The organism is Roseibium sp. Sym1 (genome assembly GCF_027359675.1).
Lineage (GTDB): Bacteria > Pseudomonadota > Alphaproteobacteria > Rhizobiales > Stappiaceae > Roseibium.
In genome coordinates this window covers 5,272,827-5,293,470 of sequence record NZ_CP114786.1, presented here as the reverse complement: position 1 = coordinate 5,293,470, position 20,644 = coordinate 5,272,827, and the positions used below count along the sequence as shown (strand labels likewise).

21 protein-coding genes and 1 tRNA gene are annotated in these 20,644 nt (G+C 59.5%); 13 read left to right on the top strand and 9 right to left on the bottom strand.

All coding sequences use genetic code 11. The annotated features are described in order from the left end of the window. Nucleotides 1–289: 289 nt before the first annotated feature. Together O6760_RS24630 and O6760_RS24625 are read left to right on the top strand one after the other, a co-directional pair. Nucleotides 290–595, top strand: a complete 306-nt coding sequence (locus O6760_RS24630) for an ETC complex I subunit (RefSeq protein ID WP_269582293.1) — start codon at nt 290–292, stop codon at nt 593–595. 138 nt (nt 596–733) lie between these two features. Further along, nucleotides 734–810: transfer RNA gene (locus O6760_RS24625), tRNA-Arg, on the top strand. A gap of 182 nt (nt 811–992) precedes the next feature. On the opposite strand, the gene O6760_RS24620 is transcribed toward O6760_RS24625, so the two are convergent. Continuing rightward, nucleotides 993–1,250: a hypothetical protein gene (locus tag O6760_RS24620; RefSeq protein ID WP_269582292.1), complete on the bottom strand. Its 258-nt coding sequence runs from the start codon at nt 1,248–1,250 to the stop codon at nt 993–995. Nucleotides 1,251–1,428: 178 nt separating this feature from the next. Between O6760_RS24620 and O6760_RS24615 the strand changes: the two genes are divergently transcribed. Continuing rightward, the gene (locus tag O6760_RS24615; RefSeq protein WP_269582291.1) at nt 1,429–3,411 is read left to right on the top strand and encodes a BTAD domain-containing putative transcriptional regulator; all 1,983 of its coding nucleotides are present in this window, start codon (nt 1,429–1,431) and stop codon (nt 3,409–3,411) included. A 120-nt stretch (nt 3,412–3,531) separates the two neighbouring features. Here O6760_RS24615 and O6760_RS24610 read toward each other — a convergent pair whose 3' ends face one another. Next, complete coding sequence (locus tag O6760_RS24610; protein WP_269582290.1) at nt 3,532–3,822, bottom strand: hypothetical protein; 291 nt, start codon at nt 3,820–3,822, stop codon at nt 3,532–3,534. A 71-nt stretch (nt 3,823–3,893) separates the two neighbouring features. Continuing rightward, entirely contained in the window at nt 3,894–4,184 is a 291-nt protein-coding gene (locus O6760_RS24605) for a hypothetical protein (RefSeq protein WP_269582289.1), read from the bottom strand. A 280-nt stretch (nt 4,185–4,464) separates the two neighbouring features. On the opposite strand from O6760_RS24605, the gene O6760_RS24600 reads away from it, so the two are divergent. Continuing rightward, nucleotides 4,465–5,829: a YcaO-like family protein gene (locus tag O6760_RS24600; RefSeq protein WP_269582288.1), complete on the top strand. Its 1,365-nt coding sequence runs from the start codon at nt 4,465–4,467 to the stop codon at nt 5,827–5,829. Nucleotides 5,830–5,838: 9 nt separating this feature from the next. Here O6760_RS24600 and O6760_RS24595 read toward each other — a convergent pair whose 3' ends face one another. Beyond that, the gene (locus O6760_RS24595; RefSeq protein ID WP_269582287.1) at nt 5,839–6,342 is read right to left on the bottom strand and encodes a CAP domain-containing protein; all 504 of its coding nucleotides are present in this window, start codon (nt 6,340–6,342) and stop codon (nt 5,839–5,841) included. A gap of 44 nt (nt 6,343–6,386) precedes the next feature. Next, nucleotides 6,387–7,223, bottom strand: a complete 837-nt coding sequence (locus O6760_RS24590) for a phosphodiesterase (RefSeq protein WP_269582286.1) — start codon at nt 7,221–7,223, stop codon at nt 6,387–6,389. Nucleotides 7,224–7,380: 157 nt separating this feature from the next. Between O6760_RS24590 and O6760_RS24585 the strand changes: the two genes are divergently transcribed. The 4 genes from O6760_RS24585 (at nt 7,381) to O6760_RS24570 (ending at nt 11,245) form a co-directional block, all read left to right on the top strand. Then, nucleotides 7,381–9,213 carry an ArnT family glycosyltransferase gene (locus O6760_RS24585; protein ID WP_269582285.1) on the top strand — a complete coding sequence of 611 codons (1,833 nt, stop codon included), beginning with the start codon at nt 7,381–7,383 and terminating at the stop codon, nt 9,211–9,213. After that, complete coding sequence (locus O6760_RS24580) at nt 9,197–10,108, top strand: phosphatase PAP2 family protein (protein ID WP_269582284.1); 912 nt, start codon at nt 9,197–9,199, stop codon at nt 10,106–10,108. Before O6760_RS24585 ends, O6760_RS24580 begins: the two co-directional genes overlap by 17 nt. After that, nucleotides 10,105–10,866 (top strand): glycosyltransferase family 2 protein, encoded by a 762-nt coding sequence (locus tag O6760_RS24575; RefSeq protein ID WP_269582283.1) that lies wholly within the window; start codon nt 10,105–10,107, stop codon nt 10,864–10,866. The genes O6760_RS24580 and O6760_RS24575 overlap by 4 nt, the downstream gene beginning before the upstream one ends. Before the next feature lie 64 nt (nt 10,867–10,930). Then, complete coding sequence (locus O6760_RS24570; RefSeq protein ID WP_269582282.1) at nt 10,931–11,245, top strand: lipid-A-disaccharide synthase N-terminal domain-containing protein; 315 nt, start codon at nt 10,931–10,933, stop codon at nt 11,243–11,245. A 23-nt stretch (nt 11,246–11,268) separates the two neighbouring features. On the opposite strand, the gene metC is transcribed toward O6760_RS24570, so the two are convergent. Beyond that, nucleotides 11,269–12,447: a cystathionine beta-lyase gene (gene metC / locus O6760_RS24565; protein WP_269582281.1), complete on the bottom strand. Its 1,179-nt coding sequence runs from the start codon at nt 12,445–12,447 to the stop codon at nt 11,269–11,271. A gap of 478 nt (nt 12,448–12,925) precedes the next feature. Between metC and O6760_RS24560 the strand changes: the two genes are divergently transcribed. The 4 genes from O6760_RS24560 to O6760_RS24545 all read left to right on the top strand — a co-directional run bounded on the left by O6760_RS24560 (nt 12,926) and on the right by O6760_RS24545 (nt 17,414). After that, a complete protein-coding gene (locus O6760_RS24560; RefSeq protein WP_269582280.1) occupies nt 12,926–13,945 on the top strand; it encodes an amino acid ABC transporter substrate-binding protein in 1,020 nt (339 codons plus the stop codon). A gap of 231 nt (nt 13,946–14,176) precedes the next feature. Next, nucleotides 14,177–15,382, top strand: coding sequence for an amino acid ABC transporter permease (locus O6760_RS24555; RefSeq protein ID WP_442969938.1), 1,206 nt, complete (start codon nt 14,177–14,179; stop codon nt 15,380–15,382). A 10-nt stretch (nt 15,383–15,392) separates the two neighbouring features. Beyond that, nucleotides 15,393–16,544 carry an amino acid ABC transporter permease gene (locus O6760_RS24550; protein WP_269582278.1) on the top strand — a complete coding sequence of 384 codons (1,152 nt, stop codon included), beginning with the start codon at nt 15,393–15,395 and terminating at the stop codon, nt 16,542–16,544. A 66-nt stretch (nt 16,545–16,610) separates the two neighbouring features. Continuing rightward, the gene (locus O6760_RS24545; RefSeq protein WP_269582277.1) at nt 16,611–17,414 is read left to right on the top strand and encodes an amino acid ABC transporter ATP-binding protein; all 804 of its coding nucleotides are present in this window, start codon (nt 16,611–16,613) and stop codon (nt 17,412–17,414) included. Between the two features lie 191 nt (nt 17,415–17,605). On the opposite strand, the gene O6760_RS24540 is transcribed toward O6760_RS24545, so the two are convergent. Further along, nucleotides 17,606–18,229, bottom strand: a complete 624-nt coding sequence (locus tag O6760_RS24540) for a TetR/AcrR family transcriptional regulator (RefSeq protein WP_269582276.1) — start codon at nt 18,227–18,229, stop codon at nt 17,606–17,608. Between the two features lie 90 nt (nt 18,230–18,319). Between O6760_RS24540 and O6760_RS24535 the strand changes: the two genes are divergently transcribed. Beyond that, nucleotides 18,320–19,132, top strand: a complete 813-nt coding sequence (locus O6760_RS24535) for an HD domain-containing protein (protein ID WP_269582275.1) — start codon at nt 18,320–18,322, stop codon at nt 19,130–19,132. A 159-nt stretch (nt 19,133–19,291) separates the two neighbouring features. Here O6760_RS24535 and sseA read toward each other — a convergent pair whose 3' ends face one another. Both sseA and O6760_RS24525 read right to left on the bottom strand, forming a co-directional pair. After that, complete coding sequence (sseA, locus tag O6760_RS24530; RefSeq protein WP_269582274.1) at nt 19,292–20,137, bottom strand: 3-mercaptopyruvate sulfurtransferase; 846 nt, start codon at nt 20,135–20,137, stop codon at nt 19,292–19,294. A gap of 9 nt (nt 20,138–20,146) precedes the next feature. Next, complete coding sequence (locus tag O6760_RS24525) at nt 20,147–20,620, bottom strand: GFA family protein (protein ID WP_269582273.1); 474 nt, start codon at nt 20,618–20,620, stop codon at nt 20,147–20,149. Nucleotides 20,621–20,644: the final 24 nt, after the last annotated feature.

Genomic DNA, 20,644 nt, shown 5'->3' with positions numbered 1-20,644 from the left:
AGGACGATAGCCAAATAGCGGTGCACGCGGCATGGCAGACTGGTGACTGCCAAATTCACGTTACGGCAGTTAATACCACGCGGCGGTCAGGTTTGTCATGTTACAGAACTGTCATGGTTCAACCTTTGCGAAACACTGTTAATGCGAACTTTCGAAAGTTGTATACCCACTGTTGCCCACCGGGATGGCGCGCCGGAACAAGATCGGTGTTGACTCCGAGGGCAAAGGCGGGAAAAAGCTCTGTGCAGAGAAATTCAACTTGCACGAATTGAATTGAGGGCACAGTCACATGGTTGCGCGCATCTATCGTCCGGCAAAAACAGCCATGCAATCCGGCAAGGCCAAGACCCAGCGCTGGGTGCTGGATTACGAACCGGAGGCAGCCAAGTCGGTGGAACCGTTGATGGGCTATACGTCCTCGTCCGACATGAAGCAGCAGGTCCGCCTCACTTTCGAAAGCCAGGAAGAAGCCGTTGCCTATGCCAAGCGCCACGGCATCGCGCACCGGGTCGAGAAGGCCCAGGAGCGCAAGGTGCGCGGCGCGGCCTATGCCGACAATTTCAAGTTCAACCGGGTCGCTCCCTGGACCCACTGACCCCAAGCCGGTCCACAGGCGTCTGAAACGCGTCTGGCGGATTTGGATTGCCTGTTGAAACCGGCACAAGCGGATCGACAAGGCTAGGCGTTTCGGCGATGAAAAGATCAGGAACGACCGCAGGCCTTCTCACGAATTGGCCCCGTAGCTCAGCTGGATAGAGCACTCGCCTTCTAAGCGAATGGTCGCAGGTTCGAGTCCTGCCGGGGTCGCCACCTTTCTGAATGTCCGATGCGGCCTGTCTCCTATAGGGCAGGCAAACAGGTCCCTTCTCAGGATTCGAACGCGCCTCGGCCAGTGTTCCGAGGCGCGGCGCACTATTTCAGGAACGGCAAAAAAAACGCACCAGCTCACCCATGCCGTGAGCGTGGTGCGTTTGCGCCCCATCGAGAAGGTGTCAGGCGGATTCTGCCTTGCCTGCATCCACGGGCTTTTGCCCCACCATGAGCGGTGTAATCTTGGTCTTGAGGATCGAGTCGACATCCTCGGACCCGTCTTCAAGAGACTGAAGCGCCATGTCCAGGAAATACGAACAGAAGGTGCGTCCGTCCTTGTCCGATTCCTTCTTCGTATAGCGGATCATGCGCTTGATCGCTTCGATCGCCGGTTCCTGCTCTATCTCAGCACGATCCAGTTTGGTTGACTTAGACATCATACTACCCACCAGTATTTGATTTGCCGTTTGCAGCAGTGCTGCTGTGACCATCCAAAGAAAAGCATGCTGTTGCAGCGTGAAATGAGCGTGATAAAGTACTGTTGTGTTTCAGGTTGTGTTAGCGTCGCGGTTGCGCGGCAGCAGCGTCTGAACTGTGAATCTCAATTACGGGGAATTGATGGCAAACGCGTTGTGCTTCGCGTGTCTCGGGCGGCCGTTGCTGTTGAGCAAGGGGCAGGATCCGGTCGCGGTCAAGACCCGCAAGGCCTTGGCAATAATGGGTTATTTGAGCCGCAAGAGCGGCCTCGCATCGCCGCGCGAAGCGTTGGCGGACCTGTTGTGGAGCGGAACCGATCGCCACAAGGCCATGCAGTCCCTGCGCCAGGCGCTCCGTCAGCTCAAGACGGCGGAGGAAGCCGCCGGCATGGACGTGGTCCGTTCGTCTCCGGGCCATGTCCAATTGGATTCTGCTGTCTTCTCCTCTGATCTGACGCGGGTCCTGGAACTGGTTGAACGGGGCCGGACGGGCGATTTTCACGAGGCCGAGGAGCTCTGGCGCGGCGATTTTCTGAGTGGTTTCGAGGATATTGATCCTGAATTTTCCGAATGGCTGCTGGTGGAACGGGAAAGGGTTCATTCGGAAGTCACAGGCGCAGCCTTTCGGCATCTCAATCAGGTGACCGTCGATGACGGTGGCGTGCAGGTCGAGGCCGGAGGCCGGTTTCTCCTGAAGATCGATCCCGCCTGCGAAGCCGCGCACCGCGTGCTGATCCGGCTCTACAAGAAACTTGGCCAGAAGGAACGGGCGGAACAGCAATACCAGGCCTGCGTGCGCGAGATGCGCCTTCATCTGGACGTCGAGCCCGAGCCTGAAACAAAGGCGCTGCTGGAGGAGGACACCGCGACGGTCCGCGAGACCGTGACGCAGGCGGTGGAAGATCCCGGAAGCGCGCTTCTCAACAGTGAAAGCGTCATCCGGCTGCCGGAAATTTCCATTCTGGCGGCAACGGAGACCAACCCGAGCCTGGCGGAAGCACAGAACCTGAAGGAGGAAATCGTCGCCGGCCTGTCGTCGTTCCGGTCCTTCGATCTTTATCACGGTGACTATTTCGGCGAGGACAACCTGCCGTCACCGACACTGGTCAAGGGCCATGAACTGGGAAGCTATCTCCTCAGGTTTCGGCACAATGAACGCGGCGGCAAGGTTGCCATTCAGTTCGAGGACAGAACCGACGGACGCATCGTTTTCAACGAGATCGTCGATCTCAACCAGTGGGAAAACCTCCAGGCCGCCGCCAGCCAGACCATCAGCCGCATTCACCTGTTCACCATGGGCAAACTCAGGAATCCGGGGAACAGCGCCGCCTTTGCCCGATGGTGTCAGGCGGAAGCCCTGATGTGGGATTTCGATCCGCAGTCGGATCGCAAGGCCTTGCAGCTGCTGAACGATCTGGAGCGGCGGCACAGCAATTTCTCCATGGTCTTTTCGGCAAAAGCGCTGATCAACATGAAACAGCTGATCCACTATCCGATCGAGGACCGGGAAATCGGTTTGGCCATGGACGACATTCTGGCGCTGAGCGAACATGCGGTGCTGCTTGATCCCTGGCAACCGCTCAATCAGAGAGCCTACGGCTGGGCCTTGATTCAATCCAAGATGTCGGATCAGGCGCGGAGGGCGTTCCTTCAGGCCGGACGCCTGAACACGGTCGACCCGGCGAATTTGATGTCCGTTGCCGAAGGTCTCGCCTTTGCGGGAGATATCGCGCTGGCCAAGAAGAACGCCGAAACCGCGATGGCCTTGTTCACATCTGTGCCAAGGGTTTTTTACGAGTATTATTCCAACGTCTTTTTCGCCGCGGAAGATTATGAAACCGCGGCCCAGTTCATCGAACGGGCTTCGTATACAAGCATGTCCGGGCTAACCACCCGCATCGCGGCATTGCTGTGCGCCGGCAAGCGGGACGAAGCGGTCCAGGTGCTGGAACGGCTCAGCGACAAGTACTCGGAAATCCTGAAAAACACTCTGACTGCCCAGGAGAACCCCAATGAGTGGGCCAAGAATGTCAACTTGTTCCAGGACCCCAAGACAAGGTTGAATTACGAGCAGGGCGTCAATCTCGTCAAGAAGTTCTTCTTTGGCGACCGGGCCACAATCTAGAGTCCGGGTTTACTGATTTTGTCGGAATGGCGCAAAAAACTCGGATCCGCGGCGTTTCGTCAGCTCGACCGGACAGGGACACTTTCGGGCATTTCCGCTGCCTTCAGGGGAAGCGGGACCCTAGTTGGCCCTTGAGAACCCGGATGCGAGGGAACCGAGATAGGCAGGGTCCTTGGCCTCAAGCTTGCGCTGGTTGAGCTTGTAGGGCAGTGCGACCGCGGAGTTCGCGGTATCGTCGACAACCGTGAACGAGATCAGCTCCGTAACGCTTTCGGGCAATCCGACGCGCCGCAATTCGCTCTTCGGGTCTTCGAGCAACCGTCTCCGTACCTCGCTGTCCAGCCGTGCGTCGGCAAGCAGTTTTCCAAGCGCGGCAACGTTCCGGCCGTAATAGGGAAACCTGGCCATCATTTCCTCCTGGTTCAACGCGAACCGCCCGGGCACCGAGAGACTCGGGTGTCCGGGCGGTGCGAAAGCAAGGCTCAGTCGGGCATTTCTTCGTACATGCAGCTGCCCAGAGCCGCCTTGCCGAGTTCTTCGAAGTAGCTCTCGTCACCGGCGGCAACGCGGGCAGCATCGATTTCGGCAGGGATCACGAGGTGAACCAGATCCGCGGTATCCGCGAGGAGGGTCAGATCGCTTTGTGCGCCGATCTGCGCCAGAACTTCGGTCGAATTCTCAACCAGCCGGGCACGGGTTTCGGTGTTCTGGATCATGGCGCCAAGTGTCGCACCGAGTTCAAGTTCTGTTTTGGAAGTTGTTATTGCGTGCATGATGAGCCTCCTGAAGTCAAAGTTGCGCGGTTTCTTGCCTGGTGGTTGGATGGTCACTCGGCAAAATTGAATTGAGTCAAACTTTAGTAAAAATTAATCTATGAATGTTATTTACTACTGTTCGACTGCTTTCGAAATGAATGTAGAATGAATTGTGACGGTGCCTCAATAGTAGTTTCAATAATCTACAAGGGGTGCAATTGCAGGGTGAGGCAAAGTACTTTGCCGTTACTGAAGGTAGGCGCGCCGAGAGGGGAGCATGGAGCGAGGGCGGATTGAGGTGCCTGTTGAACTGGCGGGGTTGGGATCCGACATCCTGTCGGATCTTGCACGTGCCGGACTGCTGCGGTCGGAGCGTGGTGGCGCCGTTCCCGAATTGCGCGTGACCGATGAAGGTTTGCGCCTTTTTGTGCCCCTGCTGGAACGGTACCAGGTCAGGCTGGTGCCGATGGTACGGGACGCCTGTCCGGTCAGATTTTGTACCGGCCTGTTGAAAGACAGGGATACTGCGGCATCTTCATCAGCACCTTTGACAGGGCCGATACCCGCCGGCGGGCAGGGCGATTTTGAAAAAAATGCAGCTCTAAGTTGTCTTGGGGAGTTGGCGGAACGGCTAAGTCTTTGTAGTCTGGGTGTCGGTGATCCGAGAATTTTTGTCGATAGGAATGAGCAACCGGAAGTAGATTTTCCGGAATTGATGGGGCTGAGTGCAGCACAGGCTGCGAAGATGGCCGGAACCCTGACCGCGAAGATTGGCGCGCGCCCCGACGGAATGACCGGTTGGCAGTCACTTTCGGATCGTCGGATCGGGTTGCGAAACCTGGTCAATGGACACCAGGTGCAGTTCCCGAGTTTTGGGGTTTTGTTTCAGGAAAGCGAACTGGCTACCGACGGTGCTTTAACCTTTGCATCAAGCGTCGGCAGCGCAGTCTGGCCCACCTTGGGAGGGGCCCGCGAGCGCGCCCTCCTGGAGCTGGCCGAACGCGATGCGGTCGCGCAGGCGTGGTACAACCGCCTGGGGATAACTTGTTTGAAGCGTGAAATGTTGCGTGACGTTCTTCCGGCCCCGTTGACGGACTACCTGAATGCGCAAATCCGGTGCTGGGGCGTGTTTCTGCTGTCCACAGATCTCCCGGTTCAGGTTGCAATGGCAGTCTCACATGACGGTGCCGGTTACCGGTGTGCTTTTGGTTCGTCCGCCGGCTGGGACCTCGCAGCCGCATGCAAGGGGGCGCTCCATGAGCTCCTGCAATCGGAAAATGCGCTCGAATTGATGGAAAAGGCGTATCCTTCGAACAGGACGGGCGCACGCGTGCCAAGCCAGCTGGCGTATGCGCGCACGGGATCCATCCTGGAGGACCTGCCGCTTGGGACGGCACCCGATGCGGTATCGGCCGATGCTGCACGAGCCTACGGCTACGAACAACTGATGCAGTTTATCGAGGATCGGGGACTGACGATTTGGGAATTCGAGGCCACGCGCCCGGACCTGGCCATTCCCTGCGTCAAGCTCCTGTCGCCGGACCTGTGCACCTGGGAGCCGCGTTTCGGCAAGAGGCGCCTTTATGAAGGCGTTGTCGAGCGGGGCTTGCGCGGACAACAGGCGAGCGAGGCCGAGTTTGCGGCCCGCCCGTTCCCGTTTTGAAGACCCCTCTCACCGGAGGGTTGGGCGTCCGTCAGCGAAGGGACGTGCAAGTGTCATCACCCAGAAGTTCCGCCACTTGCCCGTGTTCCTGTTTGTACGCGCAATCCCGACGCTGGTGACATAGGGATTGAGCAGGTTCTTGTTGTGCCCTTCCGACCCCTGCCAGCCGCGGAACGCCGCCGAAAGGTCTGCGTAGCCAGCGCCCAGATTTTCAGCCGCCGCGTAGTTTGCATATCCGGCCTTGTCGAGGCGCTGTGACAGACCGAAAGCGCTGTGCGCCCATGTCTGCATGCTGTCGCGTTCGGCAATATGGCGCGCCATCTTTTGCGAAACGGCATCGAGTTCCGGGTCGTGGCGGAGCGGAGGCAGGCCGTTTTGCTGTCGGTAACTGTTCAGCATCGACAGCATTGCCGACTGATCGACGGGCTGGTTTGTCAGGACCGTCTTGTCCTCAAGATCGCCGCCGCCCGGCACGACGCTGCAGGCCGCGGTCAGGGTGGCCAACAAGGCCATCAAGAGACTCAGGGCCAGTTTTCTTGAAGGGATTGCCGCCAGCATCAGGCTTCATCTCCCGGCCACACGACGCCCTCATCGGCGAAGAAATCATAGGGACCTGGATAGTCCTCCACATAGGCCATGTGCGAGACAACGCCGGTCTCAGGACTGTGGTAATGCAGGAAATAGGCGGCGGGTTCGAAATTGAACATCGCCGGACCGTCTTCCCTCAGGTCGAGGACGACCTGATGACCGGTGCTGGGGGCAAGTGTCATGATCTTGCCGGCGAATGCGGTGATGATCGGCCGGTGCAGGTGACCGCACAGGATCCGTTCGACATGTGCGTGGGGGGCAAGCACTTCCGCGAGTGCCGGGGCATCGATGAGACCGATCGCGTCCATGTGCCGGATTCCGGTCAAGGCCGGCGGATGATGCAAGGCGATCAATGTTGGCTGGTTGTTTTCCCGCAACCGTGCTTCCAGCCAGGAAAGCTGGTTTGCACCGAGTTCTCCGCAGGGTTTGCCTGGCATATGGGTATCCAGAACAATCAGGCGAACACCGCCGACCTCGGTTGTATAGAAGATCTTGCCGTCGGCGTTTTCCGACAGGCCGGGAAAGCCCGTCATTTCACGGCGCATGTCATCCGTGCTGTCATGGTTGCCCGGGAGAATGTAAACAGGCATGTCCAGCTCGGACAGAAGGCGCCTGGCGACCGCATATTCGCGCGGGTCGCTCCTGTCGGTCAGGTCTCCCGTGACAACGAGCGCGTCAGGTGCCGTGTCGAGCGCTTTCAGCGACCGGATGGCGCGCTCGGCCAGCATGTTGGTGTCGGAAACGCGGTAACAGGGCAGGCCTCTCGGGCGCAAATGAAAATCGGTCATGTGGGCAATCAAGGTCATGAGAACTCTTGCAGACTCGAGAATGATTCAGGTTGATGGACGATAGCTCAGCGGGCAGGGAGGGCAAGCACTGGTTTCCCTTTTTGAAAAGCTCATGTAGGAGATGCCTGAAAGGCGGGATTTCCGATCTTCTGGAAAAGACTGGACACGGGACTTGATGGCGGACAAGAGCGACGCGGACACTGGACAGGCTCCTCAGCACAAGGCGGCCGACCCCGGAGAGGAAACAGGCAAGCATCAGGCCGGCAACGGGTCCGGAACAGGCAATTCCGTGCGCAAGCCTGTCTGGCTGCATGTTTTCGGTCATGACATCACGGCCCCGTTTCTGCTGCTGTTTCTTTCGCTTGTCCTGTTTGTTCCAGGCCAGTGGACGGTCCCCCCCCTTGACCGGGATGAGCCGCGTTTCACTCAGGCCACCAAGCAGATGCTGGAAACGCAGGACTATGTCGACATCCGCTTCCAGGAGCAGGCCCGGCACAAGAAACCGGTCGGCATCTATTGGCTGCAGGCGGCCGCCGCGAAGCTCTCGGGGCAGGGCGCGGACGCGCCGCTCTGGGTATACCGGTTGCCCTCACTTGTCGGGGCCATCCTGAGCGTGCTTGCCTCTTTCTGGCTGGCCCGGGCGTTCATGGGGCCGGCAGGTGCCCTGGTCGCCTCGGGCTTTGTCGCCCTGGCGATCATCGTCGGGGTCGAGGCGCGCCTGGCCAAGACCGATGCCGTGCTTCTTGCCACCATCATCATTGCGCAAGGGGCGCTTGCGCGAATCTGGCTGAAGAACCAGGGCAAGCGCTTGTGGGGACTGGCATTCATCTTCTGGACGGCCCTGGCGGCGAGTGTCCTGATAAAGGGACCGGTCGGGCCGATGGTTGTCGGGTTCACCGTGCTTGGTCTTTTTGCGTTCACACGCAAGTTCGCCTGGTTCAAGGCCGCATCTCCTTTGGTTGGGGCGATCTGGTTCGTGCTCCTGGTCCTGCCCTGGTTCGTGGCGATCTGGATCGCGACCGACGGCACCTTCTTCACCGAAGCGATCGGAAAGGATCTGCTGGGCAAGGTCGGGCAGGGTCAGGAGGGCCACGGCGCTCCTCCGCTGACTCATTTGGGAGCGATGCTCGGTGTTTTCTGGCCACTGCCGGCCTTCGTGCTGATTGCAGTTCCGCTTGTCTGGCAGGAACGAAAGAGCCCGCTCGTCCTTTTTGCCGCGTCCTGGTTCGTGCCGAGCTGGGTTGTCTTTGAACTCGTGGCGACCAAACTTCCGCACTACACGATGCCGCTCCTGCCGGCGCTGGCGTTGCCCGTCGCGGCCGCCCTGATCGAGGGAGCCGGCTCGTTTACGCGGCCATGGCTAAGGTGGGTCGCGGCGGTGCTGACCGGGCTGCCCGCGATTGGCCTCGGCGTGGCGGCCTTTGCGGGGCCGATCCTGCTCGGGGTATGGCCATCTCCCCCCGGAGCCGTCATCGTCGGGCTCGGCGCTGTTTTCGGGATTGCTGCCGCGAGCCGGCTTTTGCGCGGACCGGCGCTTTATGCGCTCCCGGCTGTCACGATGAGCGCAATCTGCATCACCGTCGGCGTGTGGGGCTTTGTCGGACCCGCGCTGACGCCCATTTGGGTCAGCCCGCGCCTGGTGGCGGCGTTGGACACCATCCCGGGCTGTGCCGACCGGAGTGTCCGGCAGGTGGTCACGTCCGGCTTCCACGAACCGAGTTTCATCTTCCTGGAGGGAACGGATACCCGCATCGTGTCGCCGAAAGCGGCTGCCGAATTCCTGGCTGAACCGGCCTCCGCTGCCACCGGATCCTGCCGGATAGCAGCCATAGAAAGCAGGGAACAAGCGGCGTTCGAAGCATCCGCCGCCGAGATTGGACTTGTGCCCGAGGCGCGAAAAGAGGTAGACGGCCTCAATATAAACGGCGGTGACGACGTCAGGATCAAACTCTACCAGAACGCCAAATCGGTCACGGGCTCAGAAAACGACAATGCAGAGCAGCAGTAAACAGGTCAGGCATATTCTGGCGCGCATGCGCGGGAATATTCGGCGCGCTGTTATCTTGTTTTCAGGTCGCGGCGCGCGGGCCGATCAGAATCGTGATCCGTTGCCGCCCGGGCAACGGCCCCAGGACATCCTCGCCGTGTTGCTGCTGACGGTCGGTATCGCGGTAGTCGCCTTCGATGTGCCGACCTACCCATGGCTGCGTTCGCTTCCCGGGGAATACCGCTCCGCCTTTCGCACCTTTACCGATATCGGCAAGGCTGACTGGATCCTGATTTCGACCGGCGTGACCTGCCTGGCGCTCCTTGCACTGGAGGCGGGGCGCTACAGTTTCAGGCTGCGCATGGCGATCGGTTCCGTCTTCACCTACGCGGCCTTCATCTTCTATTCGGTTGCCGCCACGGGGCTCCTGGCGATCGCCTTCAAGTGGTCGCTCGGGCGCGCGCGCCCGAAACTCTACGAGGAAGTCGGCCCGGTCCGCTTCGACTTCCTGGCCTTTGACGGGACCTATACGAGCTTTCCCTCTGGACACTCGACCACGGTGGCGGCTCTGGCGACAGCGCTTGCCTTCATCTTTCCCGCTTACCGCTGGCTGATCGTCGTCGCCGCCTTTTGGCTGGCCTTCAGCCGGGTGATGGTGGGCGCACATTATCCGAGCGATGTCATTGCGGGCACCTTGCTGGGCATGACCTTCACATTCTTCACGGTCCGTGCGTTGGCGCGGCGCAGGATCGGTTTTCACCTGTCCGCCGCAGGAAAGATCGTACCCAACATGAACAAGCGCTCCGCGCTGTCCTGTCTGCGTGCGGTCTGGCAAGTGCTGCGTGGCCAAAGGGGCAGCGGCCGAGTAAGCCCGGTAAGTTCCCGGCTGGACGAAACAGAACGGACAAACGCATGACACAGAGCTTTCTCGATGGGCTGGCAGCCGCCAAGGGAGCGCTTGCTGTGACTGTTGTTGTCCCGGCTAAGGACGAAGCAGAGAATCTTCCGATCCTTCTCGACGAGATCGAGGCGGCCCTGAGCGGGCGGCGTTTCGAGGTTATTGTCATCGATGACGGGTCCTCCGACGGCACCGACATTGTTCTTCAGGACTACGCCGCCACCCATGACTGGCTGCGGCCCGTGCGCCACGAACGTTCCTGCGGCCAGAGTTGTGCGGTTCGCACCGGCGTTCAGCATGCGCGCGGTGACGTGGTCGCGACCATCGACGGCGATGGCGAGAACAATCCTGCCTACATTCCCGAACTGCTCGACGCGCTGGAAGCGGCGGGGCCCGCCGTCGCGCTGGCTGCCGGTCAGCGCCTCGGGCGCAAGGCAAGTCTTGCGAAGCGCTATGCCTCGAAATTCGCCAACAAGCTTCGCGGTGCGATCCTGCGTGACAACACCCGTGACAGCGGTTGTGGACTGAAGGCCCTGCGCAGGGAGGTCTTTCTGCAACTGCCCTATTTCGACAGCTGGCACCGGTTCCTGCCCGCACTTGTGATCCGGGAGGGTTTCGGCGTCACCCATATTGACGTGCAAGATCGCCAGCGCCGGCATGGAACTTCCAAATACGGCATCTTTGACCGTGCGCTGATCGGCGTGCTCGATCTGTTCGGCGTGTGGTGGCTGCGCCGGCGGCGCAAGAAAGTTCCGCAAGTCCGGCCGCTGACCTGACCCCAGCCGTAGAGACACACCACGACACGGGCTTTCGACCCGCGAAACTTAACGGACAAATTTTATGGACGCTCTTCTCAACTGGTTACACGCCGTCTTTGTCGAGCAATTCGATTTCTGGATCATCCTGGGGTTCGTCGCCCAGTTCATGTTCATGATGCGCTTCGTAATCCAGTGGATCGCCTCCGAGCGGGTCGGCAAGTCCATCGTTCCGGTGGCCTTCTGGTTCTTCTCCATTGCCGGCGGCTCGCTGCTTCTGGTCTACGCGATCCAGCGTCAGGATCCGGTCTTCATCGCCGGGCAGGGGCTTGGCCTTCTGATCTATTTCAGAAACATCTGGCTGATCTTCAAGGAAAAGCGCGACGACCCGGCCATCTGAGCCGGTCGCCGCGCCGAGAATTTCTAGGCGAAGGTTTTGTTCAGCGCCTGATCGAGATCCTTGATCAGGTCCTCCGGGTCTTCCAGGCCGATATGGAGGCGCACCGACTGAACGTCCTGGGGCGGCGCCGTCACCGTGCGCATCCCGTTGAGATTGACCGGAATGGCCAGGCTCTCAAATCCACCCCAGGAGTAACCCAGTCCGAACAGTCTCAGGGCGTCAAGGAACGCAAGGCTTTGCTCCCTGGATGTGCCGTCCGCGAACTCGAAAGCGCACAGTCCCGATGCTCCGGAAAAGTCCCTTTTCCAAAGGGCATGGCCGGGATCCGACTCAAGCGCCGGGTAGCGGATCCGGGAGATGAGCGGTTGCTGGCTGAGCCAGTCGAGAACGGCCCGCGTGTTGCGCTGATGCCGTTCCAGTCTCACGGACAATGTCCTGAGGCCGCGAAGGCCCAGATACACGTCATCGGGGGCGGCGTGACAGCCCATGGCGCCGTAGAGCCGGTCCAGGCCTTTCCAGGCCCTTTCGCTGGCGGCAATCGTGCCGAGCATGGCATCGGAATGCCCGACGATGTATTTTGTGCCGGCCTGGATCGACAGGTCGACGCCATGGGCGAGTGGCTGGCAATAGAGCGGAGAAGCCCAGGTGTTGTCCATGAGGACCGTGGCATCGATTTCGTGGGCTGCCAAGGCGATCGCCGGAATGTCCTGCATTTCGAAGGTGAGTGACCCCGGCGCTTCCGTGAAGACGGCTGTGGTCTCCTCGCGAAACATGTCCTTGATCCGGGCGCCGATCTTCGGGTCGTAATATTCCACGTCGATATTGAAATTCGGCAGAACCGTATCGGCAAAATGCCGGGTCGGGCCATAGGCGGTATCGGTGATCAGGATGTGGTCGCCCGACTTGACGCAGGACAGGATGGCGAGGGCTATGGCGTTGAGGCCCGAATTCGCGATCTTGGAGCCCGCCGCGCCTTCGATCTCCGTTATCGCATCCTCAAGGGAATTGGTCGTCGGGTTGCCGCGCCGCGCATAGGAGTAGGTCTGTCCGCCCGGTACCATGGTGGCGGTATCCGGATAGAGGACAGTCGAGGCGTGAACCACTGGCGGATTGACGAATCCGTGAAAGGCCAGCGGGTCGCGGCCTGCATGGGCAAGTTTGGTGTCGGCCTTTTGAGCAGGCCGTGAATCGGAACTGGACATGAGCACTCTTGACGAAGTGTGTGGAGGATGGTGCAAACAGGAGGCGGGCCGGTTCGGTCCGTCGCGGTTCGCACACTCTAGTCATCTTAAGTCAGGGCGCAACCTGCACCTTGCCGAGGTGCCGGCACAGTCGGATTTGTCGGGAATTTTACCGACAGCGTTAACGTTGGCGGGACCGCGTCTAAATGGATTGAAGCCTTTTTAGGCATTGAGTGAATTCGTTTTAGCCATGTTCGCTGTTTGTGCAGCAATCCGGGTGCGGATTGTCGAACACCTATAGAAAATTGACGAGATATCTGCAGCAAGTACTTGACCCGAACAGCTAAATGCCATCGTATGGGTTCGTTGGGTTGGGATGAAAGATATCTGGAGGAAACAGCCGACAAGGCTGGGAACCGTCCGGAAAGCGAGACGGGGAAGATGTCTTTCAAAAAACCCGACGCAATAAAGTATGGGTAACAAAAAAGGCTGCATATCCATGTCGAAAAAAATCCTTCCGCTCGTAATCGGCGCTGCTATGGGAGTCGCCGCGACGACGGCTGCCGGTGCAACGACGCTGGAAGACGTCAAGGCTAAGGGCTTCATTCAGTGTGGCGTGAGCCAGGGTCTGCCGGGCTTCTCGAATCCGGACGCTCAGGGGAACTGGACCGGTCTCGACGTTGACCTTTGCCGCGCGATGGCCGCTGCCGTATTCGGCGATGCCACCGCTGTGAAGTATACGCCGCTGTCCGCCAAGGAGCGTTTCACCGCGCTTCAGTCCGGCGAAGTCGACGTTCTGTCCCGCAACACCACCTGGACCATGTCCCGTGACACTCAGCTGGGCCTGAACTTTGCCGGTGTGAACTATTATGACGGTCAGGGCTTCATGGTCCGCAAGGATCTGGGCGTGACCTCCGCACTGGAACTGTCCGGCGCATCCGTCTGCACCAACACCGGTACGACCACCGAGCTGAACGTTGCCGACTATTTCCGCGCGAACAACATGCCGTACGAAATCGTTGCCTTCGAAAAGGCTGACGAAGTTGTTGCTGCATATGACGCCGGTCGTTGCGACGTCTACACCACTGATGCCTCCGGCCTGTATGCTCAGCGCCTGAAGCTTCAGAACCCGGGCGACCACATGGTTCTGCCGGAAATCATTTCCAAGGAGCCGCTTGGGCCGGTCGTGCGTCAGGGTGACGATGAGTGGTTCAACATTGCAAAGTGGACCCTCAACGCAATGCTCAACGCTGAAGAGCTGGGCGTGTCCTCGGAAAATGTCGATGAGATGAAGTCTTCCGACAATCCGTCCGTCAAGCGTCTGCTCGGTGTTGAAGGTGCGTTCGGTGAAGCCATCGGTCTCTCGAACGACTGGGCCTACAACATCGTCAAAAGCGTCGGCAACTACGAAGAGTCCTTCAATGCCAACGTTGGTCCGGACACTCCGCTGGGCATCTCCCGCGGCGTGAATGCTTTGTGGAACGACGGCGGCTTCATGTACGCTCCGCCGATCCGCTAATCCTCATCTTGATTTGAGGATTGAAGGGGTTCCGGCGGTCTGCTGCCGGAACCCTCAATAAATTCCACGCAAAATAAACGGCATTCAGTTCGTAACCGCGTGGGGGAACAGACTGCTTCCGTCGATAGGGGCGTGCTGCCAAGGCACGATGAGGAAGCAGGACAGGCACGTTAGAGGAGAGGCTGCGAGCCGGGCTCTTTCGTGAAACTTGGGCGAGGTTCTATGTCAGTAATGGAGCAGGACTCGGCGGGGGCGCCGGCGCGTGCTTCGCTGTTGAACGATCCCAAGGCCCGCGGGCTGTTTTATCAGGTTGTCCTGGTCGTCGCGCTGGTCTTGTTTGGGTATTTCATCGTTTCGAACACGATCCACAATTTGGAGCAGCAGAACATTGCCTCCGGTTGGGGCTTTCTTGAAAACACGGCAGGGTTCGGAACAAACCAGTCACTGGTTTCCTATTCCGAAACGTCCAGTTACGGCCGGGCAATATATGTCGGGTTCCTGAACACCCTCTTGGTGGCCGGGGTCGGCATTTTCTTCGCCACGCTCATCGGGTTCATCATTGGTATCGCCCGGCTGTCCAACAACTGGGTCATCAGCCGGCTGGCGTATTGCTATGTCGAACTCGTCCGCAACATTCCGCTGCTGCTGCAGATCTTCTTCTGGTACTTCGCGGTGCTCCGGTCCATTCCCGGCAAACGCGACAAGTGGTCGTTGTTCGATACCGTCCACCTGAACATCGGTGGGCTGCGGCTGCCGAAGCCGATCTGGGAACCGGGTTCCGAGTTCATAGGAATTGCCCTGATCCTCGGTATCGTCGCCTCTTTCTTTGTGTCCAGGTGGGCGCGCAAGCGGCAGGAAGCGACAGGTCAGCAGTTTCCGGTTTTCTGGACCGGGGTCGGGCTTGTCCTGGGTCTTCCGATCATCACCTACCTGGTCACCGGCATGCCGATGACACTTGAGCATCCGAACTTTGTCGAGACAGGCCCGATCCTGCGTCAGGGTTTTGAACTGAATGTCGGCATCAACGTCATTCCGGAATTTCTGGCACTGACCGCGGCGCTGTCGATCTACACCGCCTCGTTCATCGCCGAGATTGTCCGCGCCGGTATCCAGGCTGTCAGCCACGGACAGACAGAGGCAGCGCATGCGCTCGGCTTGCGGAATGGGCCGACGCTTCGGCTGGTGGTTATCCCGCAGGCAATGCGCGTGATCATCCCGCCGCTGACCAGCCAGTACCTGAACCTCACCAAGAACTCGTCGCTGGCTGTTGCGATTGCCTATCCGGACCTTGTTTCCATGGGAGGCACGGTCCTGAACCAGACCGGGCAGGCCATCGAAATCATCGGTATCTGGATGGCGGTGTATCTGTCGCTCAGTCTGCTCACATCGGCCTTCATGAACTGGTACAACCAGCGCATGGCGCTCGTGGAACGGTAAGGAGCGCAAAATGTCCGACACACAACTGTTCGAAATGAGAACCGAGGAGGCGCCGCGTTTGCCGGCGCCGGTCTCGACCTCCGGTGTTATCGGCTGGATGCGGCAGAACCTGTTTTCTTCCATCGGCAACACCATCCTCACCGTCATCGGTATCCTGATCGCCTACTTGCTCATTGCGCCCCTGATCCAGTTCGCGTTGATCGACGCGGTCTGGACCGGGGACAACCGTGAAGCCTGTCTCGCTCAGGATGGCGGACACGCCGGTGCCTGCTGGGCCTATGTGGAAGCCTATTTTCCGCAATTCATCTATGGCCGGTATCCGACGGAAGAGATCTGGCGTGTGAATGTCGTCTACGCGCTGTTCCTGATCTTGCTCGTGCCCCTGGCAATTCCGAGTGCTCCGTTCAAGAAGACCAATGCAATCCTGTTTCTGGTGGTCTTCCCGATTGTTGCCTACTTCCTCCTGACCGGTCTGGTCTTCGGCGATACGGTCATCCTGCCGATCGTGGAAACTGCGGTCTGGGGTGGTTTGCTGGTCACGCTCGTTATTGCGGTAACCGGTATCGTGGCCTCTTTGCCGCTGGGTATTGCCCTGGCCCTGGGCCGGCGCTCCAAGATGCCGATCATCAAGATGGTTTCGATCATCTTCATCGAGTTCTGGCGCGGTGTTCCACTGATTACCGTCCTGTTCATGTCCTCGGTGATGCTGCCGCTGTTCCTGCCGGAGGGCGTGACCTTCGACAAGCTGCTGCGGGTCCTGATCGGGGTGACGCTGTTCTCCGCGGCCTATATGGCGGAAGTGGTGCGCGGCGGCCTGCAGGCGATCCCCAAGGGGCAGTATGAAGGCGCAATGGCACTCGGGTTGCGGTTCTGGCCGATGATGTATCTCATCATTCTGCCGCAGGCGCTCAAACTCGTGATCCCCGGTATCGTCAACACCTTCATCGGTCTGTTCAAGGACACGACCCTGGTCCTGATCGTCGGCATGTTCGACCTTCTCGGGCAGATCCAGTCGTCCTTTACCGATCCGACCTGGTCGACGCCCAGCACCGGGCACACCGGCTATCTCTTTGCGGCAATGGTGTTCTTCTGCTTCTGCTTCGGCATGTCGCGGTACTCCATCTTCATGGAGAAGAAGCTGCACACGGGACACAAACGCTAGCACGAGGTCTCCGGGGCGCGCGACACACCGCAGCGCCCCGGCCAAAGAAACTCTTGGAGTCTTGAAATGAGCGAAAACGTAGCACGCGAAGAAGACATCGCAGCCGACCGCACGAAGATGACGATCTCCGACACGGATGTGGCGATCGAAATCAAGAACATGAACAAGTGGTATGGTGATTTCCACGTACTGCGCGACATCAACCTGAAGGTTATGCGCGGTGAGCGGATTGTCATCTGTGGACCCTCCGGGTCAGGCAAGTCGACCATGATCCGCTGCATCAACCGTCTTGAAGAACACCAGGCCGGCCAGATCCTGGTCGACGGCATCGAATTGACGGACGACCTGAAAAAGATCGACGAGATCCGCCGTGAAGTCGGCATGTGCTTCCAGCACTTCAACCTGTTTCCGCATCTGACCATTCTGGAAAACTGCACACTGGCCCCGATCTGGGTGCGCAAGATGCCGAAAAAGGAAGCCGAAGACATCGCGATGCACTACCTGGAGCGCGTCAAGATTCCGGAGCAGGCCCTGAAATATCCCGGGCAGCTTTCCGGTGGCCAGCAGCAGCGTGTTGCGATTGCGCGCTCGTTGTGCATGAACCCGAAGATCATGCTTTTCGATGAGCCGACCTCGGCGCTTGACCCGGAAATGATCAAGGAAGTTCTCGACGTGATGGTCGGTCTCGCGGAAGAAGGCATGACCATGCTTTGCGTGACCCACGAAATGGGCTTCGCCCGCAAGGTGGCCAACCGCGTGATCTTCATGGATGCCGGCCAGATCGTCGAGCAGAACGAGCCGGAAGACTTCTTCACCAATCCTCAGCACGAGCGGACCAAGCTGTTCCTCAGCCAGATCCTGCACCACTGAGGTCGGCGCGTTTCGGGGGAAGACATTTCCCCCGAAGGTCTCTTGCGGGACGTCCCGCATTGCCTCGGACCCCGAACTGCCATGGGCCCCGGAAACATCATTCCGGGGCCTTTTGCTGTCCGGACCCTGCCGCAGCTGGATCGGTACCTGACGTCATTTGCTGTTTTCCGCTTGGCGCCTGGAACTACACATCACGCAGCAAAGGCGCGTGGCAGCAGCTTGTCGACTGCTGTCGTTGCCAGTCGCTTCAAGGCTTCAGGCGGTTCGCCCGCTCTGGCCCGAACAGAAAGCCCGTGCAGGACCAGGGAGAGGTGCTGAGCGGCAAGCACGACTTCCTCTTCATCCATGCCACCGGTCGCATCCTGACGGATCAGGTTGGCAAATCCCCTGTCCATGCGGGAGACCACATCCGTCAATGCATCCCGAAAATCGGGATCGTCCATCACTTCAGAAGGCAAGGTGGAAACAGCCAGGCAGCCAAGCGCCGCATCGCTCAATTTCGATTTTCCGGCATAAAGATCAACGGCCGCCGACATGATGGCTTTCAGCCGGCCAGGTGCACCGGTCTCGTCGCCTCCAGCTGCGCGCAGGTAGGTTTGCATCTGGTCGGCAAAACGGAAGATGACCCTGAGATACATGTCCTTCTTGCTGCCAAAAGCTGCGTAGAGGCTGGGCCGGTTCATGCCCGCCGCTGCCGCTATCTGGTCAAGACTGGTCGCAGCAAAGCCATGTCGCCAGAACACGTGCATGATCTGGTCCAGAGCTTCGTCTTCACTGAATTTTCGCGGCCGTCCGCGTTTCGCTCCCGTTTTCATTTTATACCAGTTCGCACAAAAACATCGACCTGTCTATTTTTGTACGATACAGTACAAAAAAAGGAGCCGATTATGGAAAGGTGGTGGGAGATGGCCGACGTACAGGCAGACATGGGAACCGTGGCGTGGGGACGGCGGCAGGGAGCCTATGCGGACGGACGTTTGACCCGGGTCGAGAAACTGAAACTGGTGCTCAACCTCGGCCGCATGACGGCCCTTGAGGCAATGGACGGCCTCAAGGTCAGGACAGGCCTCATGAATGCCTTCGGGACAGATCTCGACGGCATGCAGCCACCGGACACCGCACTGGTGCGCGACGCGCTGGATTTTGCCGACGACGTCCAGAGCACCGAATTGATGCGCCATAGCTGGCGAACCTACTATTGGGCTGTGGCATTGGGGGAGTACAAAAAGCTGCCGGCAGACCGTGAGCTCCTGTTTTCGGCCGCCATACTTCACGATGTGGGGCTCGCCGGCGGACGAACCAGAGAGCCGGGAGACTGCTGCTTCGTCGTCCACGGAGCCGAACGGTGCAAGAGACACCTTGTCGGCAAGGGGCACGACCGCGCGAAAATCCGCAAGATAGCCGACGCCATTGGCCTTCATCTCAATGGCTACGTCTCGGAGCGTCTCCATGGCGCTGAAGCGCACCTGCTGTCCAGAGGTGCCATGTGCGATGTCTTCGGTATGGGCCGCATGCGGATTTCGCCTGCCTTGCGCAATGAAGTCAGCACGACCTACCCAAGGGGAGACCTGGTGAACGCGCTCGAGATCTGGCCCGGGCATCATCTTGAAGGCACGCGCGCCGATGTGCTGATCAAGCTGGGTGGCAAACGCGGCAAGAAGGAGAGGGCGATGCAATCTTCACCGCCGGAAAACGCATCAAAACGATTGCGGGCCTGACGTCGTCAAGGACCTGAGAACAGGCCGACGAGATGACGTGTGACGACGGTGCCCCGAGCCTGCGTGTCAGCCTGTACTCGCGGCGTTGTTGCTTGCCGGTGCAGCCGGACAAAGACCAGGACGATGCCTGGTCTGTCCCTGGAGCGGGATCGCAATCGATTAGTCCGTGCCGGTAGCGATCTCCGTGTCGTCACGGCTGCCCCATTCCGCCCAGGAGCCGTCGTAAAGCGCCAGGTCGCGAGCCCCCAGAATGGTAAGGGCAAGTGTCAGGATTGCGGCGGTCACACCCGAGCCACAGGTCGTCGTGACGGGTCGGTCCAGATCGACGCCGGCCCGCTTGAAGGCCTCCGCCAGTTCTTCCCTGGTACAAAACGTGCCGTCGTCATGGATGAGTTCCGTGAATGGCAGGTTCAGCGCGGTCGGCATGTGTCCCTTCTTGAGCCCGGCCCTGGGCTCGGGCGCATCGCCGGCAAAGCGTTCGGACGAGCGGGCATCCAGGATCTGCCGGTCACCGCTGGCGATCGCCGTGCGAATGTCTTCCAGGTCCGCTACCGCACCGTTGTTGAGGCGTGCGGAAAAATGGCTCTGTACCCTTCTCGGGGCCTCATCGACAAAGGGACGGCTTTCGGCGCGCCATTTCGGAAAACCGCCATCGAGGACATGGACACGCTCGGCACCCATGCTTTTCAGGGTCCACCACACGCGCGGGGCGGAGTAGAAACCGAAATCGTCATAGACCACAATCGTCTGCCCGTCGCCGATGCCGAGTTTTCGCATGGCGGACGAAAAAACATGCGGTGCCGGCAACATGTGCGGCAGGTCGCTCGACTTGTCGCAGATCTCGTTGACATCAAAGAAGACGGCGCCGGGAATATGCGCGTTCGGAAACACTGCAGGGGCGTCCGGATGGGTCACGGGCGGCATCCAGGCGTTGATCACGACCAGGTCGGGAGACGACAGATGGTCGGCCAGCCATTGGGTGGATACAAGCGGATGGTCGGTCATGGTGTCTCCTTAAGCCTCGAAAAGTCCCTTGGATCGGTGCCAGTCTTCAATGGACTTGTCCGGGTAGTTTTGAAAATGCACATGTCCCGGACCGTCGGGCACGGTGATCCAGTCCGGCTTGAACGCCAGCATGATATGGACCGTCTCCGGCGGCGTTGGCAAGGGGCTGTCAACCGCCCCCGCATGGGGATGGATCAGTTCGGGCCAACGCGGGTCCCAGACCCACAGATGCGACCCGCAGGATTTGCAGAAATGCCGTTCGGCTGGACTGGTATTGCCATCGATGACCGCATTGTAGACGCCTTTTGTTTCCGCCCCGCGGACCATGAGGCTGCCGGCGTCTGCCATGAGGTTTATGGCGTAACCGCCGCTGCCGCCGATTTTTCGGCAAATCGAACAGTAGCATCGCATATAGGGATAGGGTGCCTTGCTCTCGAGCTCAAAAGTTACGGCACCACAGTGACAACCACCTGAAAGTTTCATCTCCCGCCTCCCTTTGGCAAGCAT